The 21207-nt window shown below is 64.0% G+C and carries 12 protein-coding genes; 7 read left to right on the plus strand and 5 right to left on the minus strand.

What is annotated here, in order from left to right:
• Positions 1-10: 10 nt before the first annotated feature.
• The 5 genes from DX914_RS06950 (at position 11) to DX914_RS06970 (ending at position 4906) form a co-directional block, all read left to right on the plus strand.
• A complete protein-coding gene (locus DX914_RS06950; RefSeq protein ID WP_115858280.1) occupies positions 11-1846 on the plus strand; it encodes a DUF885 domain-containing protein in 1836 nt (611 codons plus the stop codon).
• Positions 1847-1933: 87 nt separating this feature from the next.
• Positions 1934-2686 (plus strand): 5-oxoprolinase subunit PxpA, encoded by a 753-nt coding sequence (locus DX914_RS06955; protein WP_196778838.1) that lies wholly within the window; start codon positions 1934-1936, stop codon positions 2684-2686.
• Positions 2687-2768: 82 nt separating this feature from the next.
• Positions 2769-3458 (plus strand): DUF969 domain-containing protein, encoded by a 690-nt coding sequence (locus DX914_RS06960; RefSeq protein ID WP_115858281.1) that lies wholly within the window; start codon positions 2769-2771, stop codon positions 3456-3458.
• Positions 3455-4408, plus strand: coding sequence for a DUF979 domain-containing protein (locus tag DX914_RS06965; protein ID WP_115858282.1), 954 nt, complete (start codon positions 3455-3457; stop codon positions 4406-4408). Before DX914_RS06960 ends, DX914_RS06965 begins: the two co-directional genes overlap by 4 nt.
• A 195-nt stretch (positions 4409-4603) precedes the next feature.
• Positions 4604-4906, plus strand: a complete 303-nt coding sequence (locus DX914_RS06970; protein ID WP_115858283.1) for a hypothetical protein — start codon at positions 4604-4606, stop codon at positions 4904-4906.
• A 197-nt stretch (positions 4907-5103) separates the two neighbouring features.
• Here DX914_RS06970 and DX914_RS06975 read toward each other — a convergent pair whose 3' ends face one another.
• The 5 genes from DX914_RS06975 to DX914_RS06995 form a co-directional block, all read right to left on the minus strand.
• A complete protein-coding gene (locus tag DX914_RS06975) occupies positions 5104-5646 on the minus strand; it encodes an RDD family protein (protein ID WP_115858284.1) in 543 nt (180 codons plus the stop codon).
• A gap of 32 nt (positions 5647-5678) precedes the next feature.
• Positions 5679-6248: a dCTP deaminase gene (gene dcd / locus DX914_RS06980; protein ID WP_115858285.1), complete on the minus strand. Its 570-nt coding sequence runs from the start codon at positions 6246-6248 to the stop codon at positions 5679-5681.
• Positions 6249-6347: 99 nt separating this feature from the next.
• Positions 6348-7415, minus strand: a complete 1068-nt coding sequence (gene apbC / locus DX914_RS06985; RefSeq protein ID WP_269204239.1) for an iron-sulfur cluster carrier protein ApbC — start codon at positions 7413-7415, stop codon at positions 6348-6350.
• 554 nt (positions 7416-7969) lie between these two features.
• Complete coding sequence (locus DX914_RS06990) at positions 7970-11446, minus strand: Ig-like domain-containing protein (RefSeq protein WP_158549204.1); 3477 nt, start codon at positions 11444-11446, stop codon at positions 7970-7972.
• The gene (locus tag DX914_RS06995; protein WP_115858286.1) at positions 11443-14406 is read right to left on the minus strand and encodes an RHS repeat protein; all 2964 of its coding nucleotides are present in this window, start codon (positions 14404-14406) and stop codon (positions 11443-11445) included. Before DX914_RS06995 ends, DX914_RS06990 begins: the two co-directional genes overlap by 4 nt.
• Positions 14407-15018: 612 nt before the next feature.
• Here DX914_RS06995 and DX914_RS07000 point away from each other — a divergent pair.
• Together DX914_RS07000 and DX914_RS07005 are read left to right on the plus strand one after the other, a co-directional pair.
• The gene (locus DX914_RS07000; RefSeq protein WP_115858287.1) at positions 15019-17856 is read left to right on the plus strand and encodes a TonB-dependent receptor plug domain-containing protein; all 2838 of its coding nucleotides are present in this window, start codon (positions 15019-15021) and stop codon (positions 17854-17856) included.
• Positions 17857-18212: 356 nt separating this feature from the next.
• Positions 18213-21131, plus strand: coding sequence for a TonB-dependent receptor plug domain-containing protein (locus tag DX914_RS07005; RefSeq protein WP_115858288.1), 2919 nt, complete (start codon positions 18213-18215; stop codon positions 21129-21131).
• The last annotated feature ends 76 nt before the right edge of the window (positions 21132-21207 follow it).

A 21207-nucleotide genomic window follows, 5' to 3' on the forward strand; every position in this document is an offset into this window, starting at 1 on the left:
GAGAACCGCAATGCCCAGCCTGCGCCTGTTGTCGCTGTCCGTCTGTGTCGCCGCCGCGCTGATCGCCGGCTGCAAGCAAGAAACGCCCGCCCCCGCCGCCGACGCCAACGCCAACGGCGCCGCCGCCACCGTAGCCGCCAACGCGGATTGGCAGCCGGCCATCGACGCCTTCGTCGCCGGATACTTCGAGCGCTACCCCACCGCCGCGGCCAACGCGGGCAAGCACGAATACGACGGCAAGCTGCCGGATTGGTCGCCACAGGGCCTGGCCGCCACCGGCACCTGGCTGAAGGAACAGCGCGCCAAGATCGCCGGCTTCGGCGACGACAAGCTAGACGCGCAGCAGCGCTTCCAGCGCGAATACGCGCTGTCGGTGATCGACGGCCAGCTGTTCTACCTGGAAGACTCCGGTTTCCCCAACAAGAACCCGGCCTTCTACGCCGGCGACCTGTCGCCGAGCATGTACCTGACCCGCCCCTACGCGCCGCTGCCGCAGCGCATGAACGCCTTCGTCGCCTACCAGGAAGCGCTGCCCAAGGCCGCCGAACAGATCCGCGCCAACCTCAAAGGCCCGCTGCCGGCCAGCTACATCGAGTTCGGCAACATCGTCTTCGGCGGCCTGGCCCAGTTCTTCAAGGACGACGCGCCCAAGGCCTTCGCCGAAGTGCCCGACACCGCGCTGCAGGCGCGCTTCAAGGCCTCCAACGCCAAGGCCATCGAGGCCATGCAGGGCCTGTCGGATTGGCTGAGCGCGCAGAAGCCGCAGGCCACCCAGGACTACGCCATCGGCGCCGAGCGCTTCGCCAAGATGCTCAAGGCCACCGAGCGCGTGGAGCTGCCGCTGGACCAGCTCAAGGCCATCGGCGAAGCCGACCTGGCGCGCAACCTGGCCGCGCTCAAGGCCGCCTGCGATCAATACGCGCCGGGCCAGGCACTGGGCGCGTGCATCGAGAAGGTCAACGCCGACAAGCCGCAGGGCGGCGCGGTGCAAGGCGCGCGCGACCAGTTGGTGGGCCTGCGCAAGTTCCTAGTCGACAAGGACCTGGTCAGCATCCCGGGCACCGAGGAAGCGCGCGTGGAAGAAGCGCCGCCGTTCAACCGCACCAACTTCGCCTACATCGAGATCCCCGGCCCGTACGAAAAGAACCTGCCCTCGGTCTACTACATCGCTCCGCCCGATCCGAGCTGGCCCAAGGCCGAGCAGGACGCTTACGTGCCGGGCAAGGCCGACCTGTTGTTCACCTCGGCGCACGAGGTGTGGCCGGGCCACTTCCTGCAGTCCCTGCACGCCAACCGCTCGCAATGGACCTTCGCCCAGCTGTTCGTGGGCTATGCCTACGCCGAGGGCTGGGCGCACTACACCGAGGAGATGATGTTCGACGCCGGCGTCGACGGCGCCACGCCGGAGATCCACATCGGCCAGCTCAGCAACGCGCTGCTGCGCGACGTGCGCTTCCTGTCGGCGATCGGCCTGCACACCGGCGGCATGACCGTGGCCCAGTCCGAGCAGATGTTCAAGGACAAGGCCTTCCAGGACCCGGGCAACGCGCGCCAGCAGGCCGCGCGCGGCACCTACGATCCGGGCTACCTGAACTACACCCTGGGCAAGCTGATGATCATGCAGCTGCGCGAGGACTGGACCGCCAGCCGCGGCGGCCGCAGCGCGTGGAAGGCCTTCCACGACCAGTTCCTGAGCTACGGCGGCCCGCCGGTGCCGCTGGTGCGCGCGCAGATGATGGGCGGGCCGGCGGAGACCAGGCTGTGGCAGGCGCCTGCGGCGCCAGCCTCCGCTGCGGCCGATGCCGCACCCGCGCCCGCGCCCGGCACCGAGTCCGGCGGCGGCTGATCCGCCCCGACGGCGACGGGTCGCACGCGCGGCCCGTCGCCTGACGCACGCCCGCCACGCGCAGCCGCTTTCAGGCATCATCCCGGCGTGGACGCGCGCATCGACTTCAATTGCGACCTGGGCGAAGGCTGCGGCGACGATGCCGCGATCCTGCCCTACGTGAGTTCCGCCAACATCGCCTGCGGCGGCCATGCCGGCGACGAGGCGACCATGCGCGCCACCCTGCGCCTGTGCCGCGAGCACGGCGTCGCCGCCGGCGCCCATCCGGGCTACGACGACCCCGAACATTTCGGCCGCCGCGTGCTGCCGCTGGACCGCGACGAAATCAGCATGCTGGTGCTGCGCCAGCTCGCGCGGCTGGCCGCGCTGGCCGACGACGAAGGCCTGCGCCTGAGCCACATGAAGCCGCATGGCGCGCTGTACAACCTGGCCGCCGACGACCGCATCGTCGCCGAGGCCATCGTCGGCGCTGTGGCCGCCTTCGACCCCAAGCTGGCCGTGTACGGCCTGTCCGGCTCCGAACTCACCGCTGCCGCCGAAGCCGCGGGCCTGCGCGCGGTGCACGAAGTCTTCGCCGAACGCGGCTACGGCGGCAACGGCCGCCTGTTGCCGCGCGGTACGCCCGGCGCGGTGCTGGAAACGCTGGACGAAGCCATCGCCCAGGTCCACGGCCTGGCCAAGCGCGGCGAAGTCGTCGCCGCCGGCGGCCAGCGCCTGCAACTGCGCGCCGACAGCCTGTGCCTGCACGGCGACCGCGCCGACGCGCCCGCGTTCGCGCGCGCCGTGCGCGCGGCGCTGGAAGCCGACGGCATCCGCATCCTCGCGATCGACGCGGCGTGATCGCGGACTTCGGCGCCCGCTGCCTGCCGCCGAATCGCCGCCGTCGCGGCGCCTTTCCCGCCCCTCCAACCAGGATGCACGCATGAACTACTGGCCCTTGCTGGGCGTGGCCGCGGTCGTGCTCGGCTTCGTGCTGCGCCTCAACCCCGCGCTGGTGGTGGTGGCCGCCGGCTTCGTCACCGGACTGGCGGCCAAACTCTCGCCGCTGGACGTGCTGGAGGTGCTGGGCAAGGCCTTCACCGAGAAGCGCTTTCTGTTGCTGTTCCTGCTGACTTTGCCGGTGATCGGCCTGCTCGAGCGCCACGGCCTCAAGGAGCGGGCGCAGGCCTGGATCGCGCGCCTGCGCGGCGCCACGTTCGGCCGCCTGCTGATCGCCTACCTGCTCATGCGCCAGGGCTTTTCCGCGCTGGGCCTCAACAGCCTGGGCGGGCATGCCCAGACCGTGCGACCGCTGCTGGCGCCGATGGCCGAAGGCGCCGCCCAGGCGCGCCATGGCGAACTGCCCGAGGACGAACGCCAGCGCATCCGCGCGATGTCGGCCGGCACCGACAACGTCGGCCTGTTCTTCGGCGAGGACATCTTCATCGCCTTCGGTGCGGTGCTGCTGATCCAGGGCTTCTACGCCGAGCACGGCATTCGCCTGGACCCGCTGCAGATCGCGCTGTGGGGCATCCCCACCGCGATCTGCGCCTTCGTGATCCATGCGTTGCGCATCCTGCGCTACGAGCGCCGCCTGGCGCGCCGCCTGGACGGCGATGGAGCGCCGCGATGATCACCCTGACCTACGTCTACTGGCTGTTGGGCGCCTACCTGGCCGCGCTGGCCTGGCGCGGCTGGCGCGACCGCGCCAACCCGCGCCGCCACACCACCGCGCTGTTCTGGGGCCTGCTGTCGCTGCTGCTGTTCGTGGCCGAGCGGCTGCCGCCGGTGTGGGTGGGCGCGGCGGTGGTGCTGCTGGCGGTGCTGGCCGGTTTCGGCGGTCTTCGCAGCGGCCGCTACGACCAGAGCAGCGCCGAGCAGAAGCAGGCCGAAGCGCAGCGTTTGGGCAATCGATTGTTCTGGCCCGCACTGCTGATTCCGGCGGTCACCCTGATCGGCGTGCTCGGCCTCAAGCACGTGTCCTTCGGCGGCACGCCGCTGCTCGAAACCGCCAACCTGACGCTGATCGCGCTGGCCATCGCCTGCGTGGTGGCGCTGGCCGCCGCCTGCCGGCTCACCCGGCAAACGCCTTGGAGCGGCGTCGAACAATCGCGGCGACTGGTCGATGCGATCGGCTGGGCCGCGCTGCTGCCCTTGCTGCTGGCCTCGCTGGGCAGCGTGTTCGAAGCCGGCGGAGTCGGCCAGGCCGTGGCCGAAGTGGTGCGCTCGGTGATCCCCGTCGACAACCCCTTCCTGGTGGTGGTCGCCTACGCCCTGGGCATGGCGCTGTTCACCATCATCATGGGCAACGCCTTCGCCGCCTTCCCGGTGATCACCGCCGGCATCGGCCTGCCGCTACTGGTGCAGCATCACGGCGCCGACGCCGCCTCGCTGGCCGCGATCGGCATGCTCTCGGGCTACTGCGGCACCTTGATGACGCCGATGGCCGCCAACTACAACCTGGTGCCGGCGGCGCTGCTGGAACTCAAAGATCCTTACGGCGTGATCCGCGCGCAGTGGCCGACCGGCGCCTTGCTGCTGGGATGCAACATCGTGCTGATGTATTGGATTGCGTTCCGCTGATCGCCCCCCTCCATCGCCCCCCCTTTTTGCTTGTCTTCCCCCTTTGGAAAAGGGGGATTGAGGGGGATTTGCTGTTGCTCTTGAAGCCTAAAAGCAAATCCCCCCTAGCCCCCCTCAACAAAGGGGGGAACCGTTACGTTTCCATTCGCGTAGCGTCGGCGAAGATGCCGCATTCGCCCTCCCCCGGAGACCCGCATGCGCACCGCCCTATCCGCCGCCCTGCTCTGCACCCTAGCCCTGTTCGCCGCCCCCGCCGCGCAGGCCGGCCTGTTCGACAAGAACCCCGACCAGGTCGCCCAGGAAGCCGTAACCAAGAACTTGCGCGCCGTCACCCTGTGGGTCGACGCCAGCTGGGGCTTCCGCAACCAGGGCGCCGCCAACACCCTCAGTCGCGCCCACCAGGCTTTCACCACCCGCGGCTACAACGTGGTCAGCGTGGAGCCCTACATCGAAAACGGCGACCTGCAAGGCTTCTTCGTCACCTACCAGCGCCCCTAAGGCCTCGGGGTAGGAGCGGCGCAAGCCGCGACCGCGAACCCACGGCCGCCAGCGAACCATGGCAATAGCGTCGCAGCACCGAACTCGCGCCGCAGTGGACCGCACGCGGTCGCGGCTCGCGCCGCTCCTACAGCGGGACGCGAGGCTATCGATAGTGTCTTGCGGGAGCGACGTACATCGCGATCCCCCGCCCGGAATCAGGCGCTCTCGGACCGCGCGACGACCACCCGCGTCCCCGCGATCAAATCGTGCCCGCAACGGCGGTCCTCGCGGAAAATCAGCAGCGTATCGACCAGCGTACCCAGCATGCCCACCAGCGGAATCGCCGCGACCACGTTTACCGGCAGATAGCGCCGCAGCAGCAGATGCCCCAAGCTGGGCTTGTTGCCGTCCAGGTCGACGATCCTGATCTTGCAGATGCGCTTGCCCCAGGTCTGGCCGCGGGTATGCAACGGGTAGCCCTGCAACAGCACGAACACGGCGAAACCGATGCAGGACCACAGCACGGTCACACCGATCGGCATGAACTGCCGTCCGGATGCCGCGTTGTCCATCACCTGCTGGAAATAGCCACCGAAGTAGGCGATCGGCATGAACACGACCATCAAGATGATCGTGTCCAGGATCGAGGCGGCTAGCCGGACGATGCGATCGGCCAACTGTCCTGCAGGCACCGCCACCGGCTCGGCCAGCGCCGCTTGCGGGCTACGGTACGGGTTCTCGTCCTGACTCTGATCCATGTCGCGCGATTCCTAAAAGTTGCGGGCGCCGCTCAGGTGCGCGGCAAAGTCACGCCGGTCTGGCCCTGGTACTTGCCGCCGCGATCCTTGTACGAGGTCTCGCAGACTTCGTCGGACTGGAAGAACAGCATCTGCGCCACGCCTTCGTTGGCGTAGATGCGCGCCGGCAGCGGCGTGGTGTTGCTGAACTCCAGCGTCACGTGACCTTCCCACTCCGGCTCCAGCGGCGTCACGTTGACGATGATGCCGCAGCGCGCGTAGGTGCTCTTGCCCAGGCACACCACCAGGGTGTCGCGCGGGATGCGGAAGTACTCCACCGTGCGCGCCAGCGCGAACGAATTCGGCGGAATGATGCACACGTCGTTCTCGATGTCGACGAAGCTGCCCGGATCGAAATGCTTGGGATCGACGATGGTCGAGTTGATGTTGGTGAACACCTTGAACTCGCGCGAGCAGCGCACGTCGTAGCCGTAGCTGGAGGTGCCGTAGCTGACGATGCGCTGGCCGTCGGCGGCCTGCTTGACCTGGCCGGGCTCGAACGGCTCGATCATGCCGTGCTGCTCGGACATGCGGCGGATCCAACGGTCGGACTTGATGCTCATTCGGGGTTCCAGAAGCGTGCGGGGGCCGGACGGGGCCGTGGCCGGCGATTGTAAGCGAGCCGGCCCCAGGCTAGGCCCGGACCGGCCGCCAGCGCGGCCTCAGCCCAGCAGCGAGGCCGAAATCGACGGCGCCACCCGCGGCCGCAGCGCCAGCCGCACCGCCAGATTGCGCGCCGCGGCCCGGTAGGCCTGGGCCGCGGCCGAGTCCGGCTGCGCCGCCACCACCGGCGTGCCCGCGTCGCCCTGCTCGCGGATCGCCAGCTCCAGCGGCAGGCTGCCCAGCAGCGGCACCCCGTACTGCTCGGCCATCCGCGCCCCGCCGCCCTGGCCGAACACATGCTCGGCGTGGCCGCAGTTCGAACACACGTGCACCGCCATGTTCTCCACCAGGCCCAGCACCGGCACCTGTACCTTTTCGAACATCTTCAGCGCCTTGCGCGCGTCCAGCGTGGCAACGTCCTGCGGCGTCGTCACGATCACCGCGCCGGCCACCGGAATCTTCTGCGCCAGCGTCAGCTGGATATCGCCCGTGCCCGGCGGCAGGTCCACGATCAGATAATCCAGCTCGCCCCAGCGCGTCTCGTTGAGCAACTGGGTCAGCGCCGACGTCGCCATCGGCCCGCGCCAGATCATCGGCGTGTCCTGCTCCACCAGCAGCCCGATCGACATGGCCGCGATCCCGTGCGCCCGCATCGGCTCGATGGTCTTCCCATCCGGACTGTCCGGCTTGCCGCTCAGCCCCAGCATGGTCGGCACGCTGGGCCCGTAGATGTCGGCGTCCAACACGCCCACCCGCGCCCCATCGGCCGCCAGCGCCAGCGCCAGATTCACCGCCGTGGTCGACTTGCCCACCCCGCCCTTGCCCGAGCCCACCGCGATCAGATTGCGCACGTTCTCCAACGGCGCCAGATTCGGCTGCACCGCATGCGCGGCGATGCGCTGGACCAGTTCCAGCGTGGCCAGGGTCTTGCCCTCGGCGGCCAGGCGCTCGGCGATGGCCGCCTGCAGCCAGGGGCGCAGGCCTTCGACCGGCAAGCCGGCCGAGAGCGAGACCGCCACGGCACCGTTGGCGTCGACGGCGCGGATGCGGGCGCCGGCATCGGCCAGGGTGAAGTCGGTGTCGGGGAGTCGGAGTTGACCCAGGACGGCTTGGAGGTGATCGGACAAAGGGTACCTACGGATTGACGAGTCAGAGCCGCATATTATCCCTGATAGATCACAAGATCGCGCGCCGCCAGAGTGCCAGCCCTAGGCGATGCTCATTATCAATACTCCGCAGACCCAATCTCAGACCCAGCGCTCACTTCAAAATATGGACAAAGCACTACACCAAACTTGCAGCTCATCTTCCATTATCAACAGAGCTTATAAACAACCGCACAAGCTCATCATCAACGAAAAAGGGAGACAACAAATCGCGGCATGCGCTCTGCTTCTCCTCCAAAACCAAACGCTGCCACCATGCCGAGTTCATCGCCCTTCGCAAAGCGACACCCCACTCACGTCTCTTGACATCAATATTTAGCCAAGCCCTCCACTGCGCCACGCTCCCACCCACTGGATGGTCCAATGCCAAAATGGCCCCTATCAATTCACGATGAATTTTCGCCAGGATAGGGCTTCCGGACACATCTAGATCGTTGGGGACCTCGCAGAAGCGAGCCTCCATTAGCCCTCTGTGCAAGGCGAGCAACTCAACCTTATCGCAACCCGAGAACAATTTAGAACTCATTCTTCCTCACTCGCAAATCAGCTTGACGGCCGTCTCTAATTGCACCCTGGTGGATGAGCTCATTTGCCTGCTCACCCGCTCTCAACTCCACACCCTGACGAACATCAACCTCTACCACGTGAGTACCCTTGTTACCGCCGCGCCCCATAAACAAGACATTACTGGCGTCTGCCGGCGCTATCTGATCAGTAGTCAAATAAACTCGACCGTTGGCATCAGGTAGGATTTTTCCAGACTCTAGTATCCCTCTGGCGCCCGCCTCATCTGTGTAATGAAACAAAGTTCCAGCTATCTCACCAATATCATCTGACTTTTTTATTACTTTCCCAAGACCATCGCCTATAGGACCAGCAAGTCCCACAGCCGCTGCAAATATTCTTGGACCGGAAGGATTCCTTATCGCTGCATGGATGGCAATCCGATCCCCCACCCACGGCACAAAATCAACTAGCTCACCAGCAACCCTACCCAGCCACGTTGGCTCACCACGATACCTAGATGCATCTTGTGCCCGAACAACCTCCAACGACTTACCGCAGAGGTCACTCGCCGGAATAGGACAGCCAAACCTTCCGTCAGGATCATAGAAATTATAAGGACTATTATTGGCGTATTGATATCTATTGAAATTCGACCCACTACCGGCACCTACCGCAACTGGATCTACACTTAGGAACCTCCCTAAAGAGGCGTCATAATATCTCTGCTGCATATACGTCAGTGCGGTCGCTCCATCCACCACATGACCGGTATAGCCGATACCGTCGACCGTCTTATTTATCGCGCTACCGTAAGGCTCATAGTTGGTACGCTCGATCAGCGCACCGCTGGTATCCGTCGTAGCCACCGGCGACCCCAGCGCATCGGTGTGCTGATACTTGGTCGCGATGATCGCGTTGCTGGGCCAGTTGTGATCGATCGTCGCGATCACGCTGCCCGCTAGGTACACGTTCTCATGGGTCGTCTGCCCGCCACCAGCCGGCAACTTGGAGCTGAACAGGTACTGGCCGGACTGGCTGTATTGGAAAACTTCCGCGCTGCCGTTGTCGCGAGTGACGTCGGCACGGCGGCCATAGCCGTCGTAGCGGTAGGTCTCCTTGCCCACGACCCGGCGCAGTCGGTTGCCGTAGTCGAAGCGATACTCCTGCCCGTTCTTGTGGTTGATATTTCCCTGGACGTCATAGTCCAGGCCCACCACCGAAGCACCAGCCGGGTTCTGGACGTTGGTCAGCTGATTCCTGGCGTCATACCAATAGGTGTGCTCGCGCACCCCGGGATGGTTGACCGAGCGGATGTTGTCGACGGCGTCGTACGTGTAGTTGATATAATGCGTGGAGCCGCCAAACATCGCCGAACCAGCCGCTTTCAGGCGATCCAAACCGTCGTAGCTCAGGTAGCGCTTGAAATTCTGCCCCTGCACCAGATCGTCGATCAGGGTGGTATTGCCGTTGGCGTCGTAAAGATGGGTAAAGCCTGTGATGCTGCCATCCTGCGTGGTCTGCGGCAGCTGGCGGGCGTTCTGCACCATCGTGTGGACGATGCCGTTGCCGTAGGTGAATTGCTTGATCGCGCCGTTGGGGTAGTAACTGACCCCCGAGGCATAGGTGCCGGTGGTGGTGCTCGACGGCGCCGTGACCACCTGGGTCGCCTGGCCTAGCGCGTTAGGCGCGTAGCGCACCCGCAGCCCCGTGGGATAGGCCTGCTCAGCCAGGCTGCCGTTCTGGTCGTACACGTAGTCCAGCGGCCAGGTATAGGAACCCGGCTGCTCCACGGATTCGTCTTCCAGCAGACGCCGCTTGTTGTAGTAGTAGCGGTTGACGACGGTGGTGGTGCCCTCGTTATTCCAGGTGCGGATCAGGCTGGGTAGGCCGTCCTTGGTGTAGTCGAAATGCTGGTTGCCGTTGCCGTCAGGGAACACCATGTCGACCATGCGGCTGCGCGCATCGTAGGTACGGTCGATGCGGCGCCCTGAGGCATGAGCCGCGGCGAAATCGCAGCTACTGGTGCTGGGCAAATTCAGGCCAGAAGCCGACCACATCAAGTTGCCGGCCGTGTCGTAGCGCATCACCGTCGCGCCCGTTTCGGGCTCGATGACCTTGCACAGGCGCTGATCGGCGCCATAGGCCGACTCGTTGTTGTACACGTAAATACGCGCCACGCCGCCGGTCGCCACCGGAGGAGGCGAACTCACCGAAATAGCGACCGCGCTGGACGTGGCCTGCGCATTGAGCGGGTCGATCGCACGTGCAGTGACGGAATGCGCACCAGCCGTCGAAGTCCAGCTGACCGCATACGGCGCGCTCGCATCTTCGCCCACCTTGGCGCCGTCCACATAAAACTCGACCCGCTGGACGCCGTTGTCGGGATCCGAGGCCGTCGCTTTGAGCACAACCGAACTGGCGGCCGGGAAGACCTGGCCACCCACCGGTGCCGTCAAGCTGACGGAGGGCGGCACATTGGCGGCCAGTTGACCGGACACGTCGATCGTATCCAACGTCAAGGTGCCACTCTTGAGATGGAAGCGAGCACCTCCTGCGGTGATCCAGCCGGCCACTTGCGAGCCGTTCTTGGCGGCGGCGAACAGCTGCGGATTCGAGTTATCCAGCCCGGTGACCCAGACCTGCGCATTGCTGGCACTGGACACCCAACCGACGGAGCTGCTGCAGATCGAAGCGCCGCTGGGGATCGAGCAAGGATTGGGGGTTGCGGACAGCGCGCCGGACGTCACTGCAACCGCCACGTTCTGGGTCGTTTCGCCGAACAGCCCGACGCCATCTTGGACCATGCCCCACTGGAAGTTATAGGAGCCGGCGTTAGACGGGGCCTGCACATTGAAACTGAAGGTCGCGACCTGGCCGGGGGCGATATCGGAAGGCAGCGCGATGCGGTTACTGCCCCAGGTCGTGTTATCGACGGCATTGCGCGATCCCAGCCGATACGAACCCGCCGTCGTCCAGGTGGACGTGCCGGTATTCTTCATCTGCACGCTGATCGCATAGCTCTGCCCTGCCGCCATCGCGGCCGGCACCGATTGCGATATGAACTGCGCGTTGCGCGCCGGCGTGGCCGTGACCACGAACTGCCCGGTGACTTCGATCGGATCCAGTAAGGCTTCGCCCCCTTCGTAGACATACGCATAGGCGTAGATGTCGTACGTGCCTGCCGGCAGGTTCTGCAGGGTGGTTCCGTTTTGAATCAGGTCTTCGCCTACGTTCAAGAACACTTCGCCGATCGTCTGATTCGGATCGGTGCTGCCGGTCTCGATGAGCACCTGGACGCTAGCGGGCGCCGGGAAGCTGGCGTTGGCGGCTGGGGTAGCGATGCGAATCCAAGGGCCGTTGGTCGCATGTGCCGACCCCAGCCCCAACAGCATCACCGCCACCAACAGCAGCGTGCGCACGGAAGACGCAGCGGCCTTCGCCATCCATTGGGGCTGGCTACCAGCCCATTGTGCGAAGCGGCTCACGGCGCCACCTCCGTGCGGCGGGTTTGGATGGGCCGCAACAACGAATCCCGCAATATCTGGGTGAAGGCATCCTCGGGATGGAAGATTTCGATCGGGTAATCGGTGGTCGGCTGATCCCAGGCGGCGTAGCGCGTACGCGTGATCTCGCCGCGGGGGTTGGTCACCTTGATGTCGCCGCCGCTGAGATACTCCGTGTTCGTGATGGACTGACTGCCCAACTCGGTGTCCTGCCGGACTTGAAGCACCCGGCCCAGAGCGTCATAGCTGGTGTGAACGCCCGTCCAGGGACCCCACTGTCCTTCTTGATAAGGATTTCTCGGATAGGCGGCCAAAATCTGCCTGCCTTCCGCGTCGTATCCATTCACAGTGAACCGGAAGGTAGCATCGTTGTTCGAGATGTCGCGCTCGTATTGCATCACCGGCTGCCATAGCGCGTCGAAGAAGGTGATCTTCTCGTGGTTCCCTTGCTGAACTACCTGGCGCCAGTGGCCGGCCGGCAAGCCCATCTCTTCCTGATTCACTTGCACGAACGATCGAACGGTATTGTTCCACTGCACCGTATCGTCGATGGGATAAGCGATCGAAGACACGCGCCCCATGGCGTCGTAGCCATAGGTGGTGGTGTGCCCGTTTTCGTCCGTGGCGGAGGTCACCCAGCCATTATCGTTGACGACCGCGCTCTCGGAACTGCCGCTCGGCGCCTCGGCAGTTGCGGGGTAGCTCACCGTCTGCGGAATTCCGCGCTTCCAGTTGGACATGGCGCTGACGTGATTGTTGCCGTCCTTCACGGTGGCCACCGTGCCGTCGGCGTTGTAGGTCACCGTCTGCACCAGGTTGCCGAAGGCGTAGCTGCGAACCGGCATGGCGGTGGCCGGGTCGTAATCGGTTTGGGATGGCACCAAACCCGCGGTAGTCACCGACGACACCTGACCCAATACCCACTTGGTCAAGTTGTCGTGATAGGCCGTGGTGTCGGTGCGGCTATAGCCATAGCTGATGTTGCTGGCCCGCGTCACCGTAACGGGGCGGGCGAACTGGTCGAAGCTGTCGACCGAACTGGTGTAAGCGACGCCGTCTCTGAGTAGGATGGTCGATGCCAGCGGACGCAGCTTCGATTCCATGCGGTCGTGGAATCCGTAACCGATCTCGTCCGGAAAGGGTTGCTGCGACATTTCGCCGTCTTGAACGTAGTTGTAGTCCGTTCGCTGGGCGACGGTGCCGCTTGAGCTGAGCACTTGCTCGCTGAGCAGTACTCCTTCGTTCTGCTCGAAAATGACGCCATAGCGCTTCTTAATAACAGAACCCGTCGGCAGCGTGATCGTAGTCGTACGGCCTATGCCGTCACATGAGCCATCCGCGCAAGGATCCTGGTTACATGCCAAACCTGCGAGCAAACCGGTCTGGTGGTCATAAATCCCACAGTATGGATACGTGTCAGCATCGTAAGCATAAGTAGTCGTAGCAGTCGCGATACCCGGACCAGACACTGAGATGGATTGCAGCGAATGCACATCAAAGTAATTTTGAGTGCCTATACGCGCGTACCCAGAGACGGTCACGTAGTTCTCCGTCAACATTTGACTGTCATAAGTATCAATGAACGTAAGCTCGTCAGGCCCATTGGGATCGTCACTAAACTCGATCCAGTTATAAAAGGCCGAGAAATTAATGGCGCCGCCAGCGACCTTCACCTCATGGTCAAAGAAATCGATGAAGCAAATGTACGGAACACGGCTACGGTGGAAACGCCGGCCTTCGAACTGGAAGGTCGCGGTCGCTCCACTGGGGTGCTTGACTACAAAGGGAAATACGCCCGCGAACCGTCCGATGTTGGATTCCGTTAAACACATTTGACCGGCATCGAAATACGACAACCCCATCGAATCCGATTGCGGCTCGTTGTAGACCCCACCAAAACCATAAGGCGAGTACTGCCAGGTCGACCCATCCGGATTCGTCACCGTAGTCAGATGACCGTTTTGCAAGGCATAGGTCCAGGTACGTCCGTGGCTGGTCGCGGTGACCGAGTTGGTGCCGTACTGCAGCGATATCTGCCGGCCATCGTTGGCCGTAATGCCGGTCAACTTGCCATTCGTGTACTGATAATCGACGTAGTTGCCGAAGCGGTCCTCAATGCGCGTCGCCAGCATGTAGATGTTCTTGCGCGCCATGTTGTAGCCCGGAATCCCCTTGGGCCCCTTGCGGACGGTCAGCGCGGTGCGCTCTACGGGATAGTCGAAGTAGTACTTCAGCCCATTCGTGGTCAGCAGGTAGAAGCCTTCCCCCGGGTAGCCGTTCTTCACCGTAGGCAGGCAGCCCAGGCGCCCCATGGACTTGAGCACCCAGGGATGACTGGCGCCGTTGGTGGGATCGACGTTGGCGGTGTTGTCCACCAGCATGGACTCGTCGCCCATGCCCGGCACGTGCAGGCGATAGCCGTGCGAGACCTCTTCCGGATTGACCAACAACCCCTCCACGAACGGCAGCCCTGGGTAGGAGCAACGTTTATGGGCCTCGGGCGTCGACGGATTGGCGATCACCCATCCCATGTTGCTGGACACCGTTGTCTGGATATAAGGCACCTCGATATCCCAGTTGCCTATGCCCCCCAACTGCTCCGGCAGATACCACCAGTCGATCGGCAAGCGCCGCCCCAGTTGCACCGGTAGCGCGCTGTTGCCGGGCACGTCGATGTCCACGCTCACGAACTCGGTCTTGCCGGTGGCGTCGGACGTGAGGTTGCCAAACATGCCTTCGGAAGACGCCGTCACCGTCGACGCGGCCTGAATCTTCTTCTGGTACTCGGCTTCCGCGGTGATGGACTGCGCCGTGCCTGGTCCGGCGACGAGCAGCAAAAACGGTAGCGCTATTGCCGCATACCGCGACGACGCGGACAACACAGAACGGACAAGCGCGCCGGACACCGGCCCTGCCAGGGCGACAACGAAATGAGATTGCATGCGATGGATGCTCGAACCCGGCCTAAGGCGCGGACGTGATGTCACAACTTGAGCCGGCAAGGCCGGCTCCCCCAAGACCCAGTGTGCACACTATCCGGGGCTAATCGCAATCGCTGAGACCAGCCATCGGACCCCGCTTGCCCAATCTGAGTCGGCGCACGCTTATCGCAAGTAAAGATGCGTATTTACGGCGCAAGTTATGAGTACTGATTGCGGTTGATATAGAACTCAGCATCGCACTGACCGGAAGATTATCTTTGGAAGCAAGTGATACCAGGCCGCGAATAGAAACCAACTGCCGATCCAAGTGACCCACACCGAGGCATCCGCACGGCGCGCCGTTCGGCGCTTCCTGTTCAACCGTCCATTGGCCAGCCCTCTTCTCCAAATCGGCACTCTTTCTATACGCAGGTCAACACTGGCAACGCAAAAAAATACTCCCCCCCCTACCTTCCTGCGCTGAAACGGTGGACGCCGTGTTTGCCGAATCTGTCTGTTCGACAGGCACATGCAAACCACGTTAAGCGCATGTTACGTTCGGCCTGTCGAGGGGATTTGCGACATATATCGACCACGGACAGGTCACCAACCATAAAAGTTAGGGGATAACTGATGGAAGCTATCGAGAAGCGGCTGCCGCGCAGCCGACTGACCGCTGCCTTGTTGGCAGTATTGATTGCGCCCGCCGCCGGCGGCGCTTTCGCCCAGGACAGCGCTGCAGCGCAGCCCGCTCCGGCCAATGACCAGGCCACGGACGTTGAAGGCGTCACCGTGGTGGGTTCGCGCATCAAGCGCGCCCAGATCGAAGGCCCGGCTCCGGTCACCGTCATCAGCCGCGAAGATATCGACAAGCAAGGCTTTCAGACGGTCTCCGACATGCTGTCGTCGCTGACCCAAAACACCACCAATTCGTTCACCGGCGATCTGGCCGTGAACGGCTTCACCCCCAATGCCCAGGTCGTGAACCTGCGCAACCTGGGCCCGGGCTACACCCTGGTCCTGGTCAACGGCCGCCGCATCTCCGACTACCCGCAGCCCTACAACAGCGACCGTTCCTCGGTGAACGTGGGCGCGATCCCGTCCTCGATCATCGAGCGCGTGGAAGTGCTGTCGGGCGGCGCTTCGGCCATTTACGGTTCGGACGCGGTCGCGGGCGTGGTCAACATCGTCACCCGCACCAACTTCGAAGGTAACCTGCTGCGCGGCACGGTCGGCACGACCTCCGGCGGCGGCGGCGACAGCCTGGACCTGGAATACTCGGGCGGCCGCGTCGGCGACAACTGGAGCCTGACCTACGCCCTGCAGTACAACTACGACGAGCCGATCTTCGCCTCGCAGCGCGACTTCATGGACGACCTGCGCGACGGTCCGCGCGGCAACCAGGTCGGCCCCAGCCTGTCGCTGGTCGCCATCGACCTGCTCAACCGCGGCCGCGCCGCGTACTACCCGGGCCAGGAAGTCTGCGACCGCTTCGGCTTCACGCCCTACCTGTCCGCCACCCGCGGCCAGATCTGCGGTTCGTACGACTCGGTGGCTTCGCAGTCGATCTCGAACAAGCGCGAGAACATGTCGGCGTATGCCTACGGCACGTACGACTTCAGCAACGGCCTGCAGGCCTGGGCCAGCACCACCCTGTACGACTCCAAGGCCGAGTCCAGCAGCGGCACCGAGTTCTGGGGCACTGCCGGCGACCCGTTCCTGCCCGCCAGCTTCTACTTCGATAGCGGCCTGGGCACCTTCGTCCAGCTGCAGCGCGTGCTGACGCCGAAGGAAGTGGGCGGCAACACCGCGGTCACCACCAAGTACGACGAGAAGGCCTACGACTTCTCGACCGGCCTGCGCGGCACCTTCGCCGACCGTTTCGACTGGGACCTGACCGGTACCTACGGCCGTTACGAGTACAAGTCCGACTCGCCGCGCCTGCTGGCCAAGAGCGTGCACGATTACTTCCTGGGCGACCTGGAAGGCATCGACGACTACGGCTACGCCTACTACACCCTGAACCTGGACCGTTGGCACACCCCGCTGACGCCGGCGCAGTACCGCGCCATGTCGACCCGTGTGATCAACAAGGGCCACACCACCAGCGGCCAGGCCAGCTTCACCGTCAGCGGCGACCTGTTCGACATGCCGGCCGGCCCGGTCGGCTTCGCCGGCACGCTGGAATTCGGCCGCCAGACGCTGCAGCTCAACAGCGATCCGCGCACCGATCCTAACCGCACCCCGGACGAGACCACGCCGTACAACCTGGTCAGCTCGGGCGACATCAAGGGCGAGCGCGACCGCTACGCGATCGGCGCCGAGTTCCGCGTGCCGCTGCTGAGCAACTTGAACGCCCAGATCGCCGGCCGTTACGACAAGTACGACGACATCACCGAGGTGGACGGCGCGTTCACCTACGGCCTGGGTCTGGAATACCGTCCGATCGAACGCCTGCTGCTGCGCGCCAACTACTCCACCAGCTTCCGCGCGCCGGACATGCCGCTGGTGTTCGCGCAGGGCGTGGCCTCGTTCGCCGGCGTGCTGGACTACTACGGCTGCCGCGCTGGCGGCGAGACGGTCACCGACTGCAACGCCTCGGGCCACCCGATGCAGTACCAGTCGCAGAACCAGACCGTGGGCAACCCAGGCCTGAAGGAAGAGGAAGGCAAGTCGCTGACCGCCGGCTTCGTCCTGGATCTGATCGAGGGCATGTCCATGTCCATCGATTACTACAAGATCCAGCTGGACGATCAGGCCACCGCGCTGAGCCTGGACTACATCCTGCAGAACGAAGCCAACTGCCGCCTGGGCACGTACGCGAACGGCACGCCGTTCCCGAACGCGCCGACCTCGGCCTTCTGCCAGGACATCACCTCGCGCGTGACCCGTCAGCAGGCTCCGGGCCAGGCCAACGGCCGTGTGGTCAACATCCGCGGCGGTTACATCAATGCCGCCCGTTCGATCAACACCGGCATCGACGCCACCTGGCGCTACCGCTTCGACACCGACCGCTGGGGCAACTTCGACTTCAACCTGGCCTACAGCCTGAGCCTGGGTGAGAAGTACAAGCAGTTCGAGGAAGACGATCTGATCGACTACCGCGACCGCCTGGACAACGACAACCAGCGCAGCCGCGTGCGCGGCAGCGTGACCTGGGAGAAGGGCGACTGGACCACGACCGTGTTCGGTCAGCGTCTGGGTTCGGCGCCGAACGCCGCCGAAGCCGCTGGCCGCGATTCGGTCACCGGCCGCTACTACGGCGCGCGTCTGCAGCCGTACATGCTGTACAACCTGGCGGTGGAGAAGAAGTTCGGCGAGAACTTCGAAGCGGCCTTCATCGTCAACAACGTGCTGGACAATACCCACCGCAAGGATCTGAGCGACACGGGTTATCCGTTCTTCAATCCGTTCATCGGTGCCGACCCGTTCGGCCGCGCGTACCACCTGCGTCTGTCGTACAAGTTCTGATCCAAACCGCTACACCGCAACATCGAAGAGCCCGGCGCAAGCCGGGCTCTTTTTTGTTTCCGCCGCATCGGCACCAAGCTGAATCGGCGTTGGCAAGTCCCGGTTCTCCTGCTTCAGTACGGTCGCCCCCCAAAAGCTCACACTTCAAACCACGCAATGCGCCAACTTACAGTGGTGTTTCTCAATAAATATCTTTAATAACAACCACTTAAATAAAAAATGAACGCAACCCAAAAAATGTGATGCGGTGATGACATCCACGTTAACCGCATGTTAAGTTCGCGACTAAGGGGATAGCAGTTCGCCAAGGTCGGCACAAAAAGCGACACATCAAAGTTCATTTGGGGGACAACCTAATGGCAGTTCGCAACGCAGAAGGCCTGCAGCGCAGCAGGCTGACCGCGGCGCTCATCAGCGCCCTGGTTCTATCCGCCGCCGGTACGGCGAGCGCGCAAGACAGCACCAGCACCCAGAACGACGCCCCGTCCAAGCAGGAAGCGACGGACATCGAAGGCGTTACCGTCGTCGGTTCGCGCATCAAGCGCACCGAGATCGAGGGTCCGGCTCCCGTCACCGTCATCACCCGTGCGGACATCGACCGCGAGGGCTTCCAGACGGTCGGCGACATGCTGCAGACTCTGACCCAGAACACCACGGCGTCGTTCACCGGCGACTTGGGCGTCAGCGGCTTCACCCCGAATGCTCAGGTCGTGAACCTGCGCAACCTGGGCCCCGGCTACACGTTGACCCTGATCAACGGCCGCCGCCCCGCGCAGTACCCGCAGCCGTATAACCGCGACAACAACGTCGTCAACGTCCGCGCCATTCCGTCCGCGATCATCGAGCGCGTGGAAGTGCTGACGGGCGGCGCCTCGGCCATTTATGGTTCCGACGCGGTCGCCGGTGTGGTCAACATCGTCCTGCGCGAAAATTATGAAGGCAATCAGGTCCGCCTAACCGCCGGCACCACCAGCAACGGCGGCGGCGACAGCATCAACGTGGAGTACACCGGCGGCGCCACCGGCGATCGTTGGAGCGCGGTGTGGGCTCTGCAGTACGGCAACATGGAGCCTGTGTTCGCCAATCAGCGCGACTTCCTGGCCGATACCCGCAACGGCCCGCTGGGCCCGGGCTTCACCAATCCGGCGCTGTCGCTGATCGCCATTCGCGGCAACACCACCGTCAATGGCCCGGCGAACCATAACGCCTATTATCCCGGCCAGGCGGTCTGCGACCGCTTCGGCTACACCACCCGCACCACGCCCACTCGCGGCACGTACTGCGGCTCGTTCACCCAGCCGGGCTCGCGTTCCATCTCGAACGCCAACGAGTTCTACTCGGCTTACGGCTACGGCACGTTCAACCTGACCGACACGCTGACCCTGTTCGGTAGCGCCACCTACTACGACTCCGCCGCCAAGGCGAGTTCGGGTACGGAGTTCTGGGGCACCTCGGGCGACCGTTTCAACATCACCAGCACCGGCGGCACCAACGCGTTCTACTACGATCCGCAGTTCGGTTCGCTTATCCAGCTGCAGCGCGTGTTCAACCCGTTCGAGCTGGGTGGCCCGGAAGCGGCCACCACCAAGTTCGACGAAAGCACCTACGACGTGAGTGCCGGCCTGATGGGCACGTTCGGCGAGCGCTTCGACTGGGAAGTGGTCGGTCAGCACGCCAAGTACGAATACACCGCCGATCGTCCGCGTCTGCTGGCGAAGGCTGTGCATGACTACTTCCTGGGTCCGCGCCTGGGCTTCAGCAACCCCACCGGCACCGGCGCGGGCATCTACCCGATCTACCGCCTGAATCTGGATCGCTGGACCACGCCGTTCACGCCCGAGCAGTACCGTGCGGTCTCCACGCGCGTGATCAACGAGGGCGACACCACTTCGTCCACGTTCAACTTCAACGTCAGCGGCGATCTGTTCAACCTGCCGGCCGGCCCGCTGGGCTTCGCCGGTACGCTGGAAGCCTCGCGCCAGACCGTCGACCTGCGTAGCGACCCGCGCACCGATCCGCTGCGCCCCGCCGACAGCCAGACCATCTACAACCTGGTCAGCTCCGGCCGTACCGAAGGCGAGCGCAACCGCTATGCGATCGGCGCCGAGTTCCGCGTGCCGATCTTCAGCATGCTGACCGCTCAGCTGGCTGGCCGTTACGACAAGTACGACGACATCACCGCGGTCGACGGCGCCTTCACCTATAACCTGGGTCTGGAGTTCCGCCCGCTCGACAACCTGCTGTTCCGCGGTTCGATGGCCACCAGCTTCCGCGCTCCGGACATGCAGTTGGTCTACGCCCAGGGCGCGGCTTCGTTCGCCGGCGCGCTGGACGAGTACGCCTGCCGCTCGGGTACCGGTGCCGGCGCCGCGCTCGGCCCGCGTAACCGCGCGCAGTGCAACGTGACCGCCGACCCGACGATCTACACGGTGCAGACCACGATCGCCGGCAACCCGAACCTGGAAGAGGAAAAGGGCAAGTCGTACGGCTACGGTTTCGTCTGGGACATCATGGATAACATGAACGTCTCGGTCGACTACTACCGCATCAAGCTGGAAGACGCCGCTTCCCAGCTGGGTTCGGACTACATCCTGCGCTCCGAAGCGGCTTGCCGCCTGGGCAGCTACAGCGATGGCCGTCCGGCACCGAGCGCCGCGTTCTGCCAGAACATCCTGGGTCTGGTCACTCGTACCGTCGCTCCGGGCACGGCCCTGGACGGCCGTATCGAGCGCATCAACGATGCGTACATCAACACCGCGCTGCAAGACACCAGCGGTATCGATGCCACGTACCGTTACAAGCTGGATACCGACCGCTACGGCGACTTCGACTTCTCGCTGGGTTACTCGCTGGTCCTGACCAACAAGTACAAGCAGTTGGACGACGAACCGCTGATCGACTACCGCGATCTGCCGCCGGAGTACTTCTACAGCGAGCGCAGCCGCGTGCGCGGTTCGATCACCTGGTCGAAGGGTGATTGGTCCACCACGGTGTTCGGCACCCGCTTCGGCTCGGCGTTCAGCAATGCCGAAGTCGACGGCGTCAACGCTGCTGGCAAGCCCTACAGTCGTCGTCTGCAGCCGTACATGCTGTACAACCTGCAGGTGCAGAAGAAGTTCACTGAGAACGTCATGGCTCAGCTGAGCGTGCTGAACGTGCTGGACAACCAGTACCGTCACGACAACAGCGAAACCGGCTATCCGTTCTTCAACTACCCGATCGGTGCGGATCCGCTGGGTCGTCGCGTCTACCTGAGCCTGACCTACAAGTTCTGATCGGTTCCACCGTTGTCCCCTTCGAAGCCCGGCGCAAGCCGGGCTTCTTTTATGCCTAAACGGCGGCCGTGGGAAC

Source organism: Lysobacter silvisoli (genome assembly GCF_003382365.1).
GTDB lineage: Bacteria > Pseudomonadota > Gammaproteobacteria > Xanthomonadales > Xanthomonadaceae > Lysobacter > Lysobacter silvisoli.

Excerpts from the sequence above, each read along its gene's own strand:
- DX914_RS06950 (WP_115858280.1), top strand. The coding sequence starts at position 11 with ATGCCCAGCCTGCGCCTGTTGTCGCTGTCCGTCTGTGTCGCCGCCGCG.
- DX914_RS06960 (WP_115858281.1), top strand. The coding sequence starts at position 2,769 with ATGAACTACTGGCCCTTGCTGGGCGTGGCCGCGGTCGTGCTCGGCTTC.
- DX914_RS06965 (WP_115858282.1), top strand. The coding sequence starts at position 3,455 with ATGATCACCCTGACCTACGTCTACTGGCTGTTGGGCGCCTACCTGGCC.
- DX914_RS06970 (WP_115858283.1), top strand. The coding sequence starts at position 4,604 with ATGCGCACCGCCCTATCCGCCGCCCTGCTCTGCACCCTAGCCCTGTTC.
- DX914_RS06975 (WP_115858284.1), bottom strand. The coding sequence starts at position 5,646 with ATGGATCAGAGTCAGGACGAGAACCCGTACCGTAGCCCGCAAGCGGCG.
- dcd (WP_115858285.1), bottom strand. The coding sequence starts at position 6,248 with ATGAGCATCAAGTCCGACCGTTGGATCCGCCGCATGTCCGAGCAGCAC.
- DX914_RS06995 (WP_115858286.1), bottom strand. The coding sequence starts at position 14,406 with ATGCAATCTCATTTCGTTGTCGCCCTGGCAGGGCCGGTGTCCGGCGCG.
- DX914_RS07000 (WP_115858287.1), top strand. The coding sequence starts at position 15,019 with ATGGAAGCTATCGAGAAGCGGCTGCCGCGCAGCCGACTGACCGCTGCC.
- DX914_RS07005 (WP_115858288.1), top strand. The coding sequence starts at position 18,213 with ATGGCAGTTCGCAACGCAGAAGGCCTGCAGCGCAGCAGGCTGACCGCG.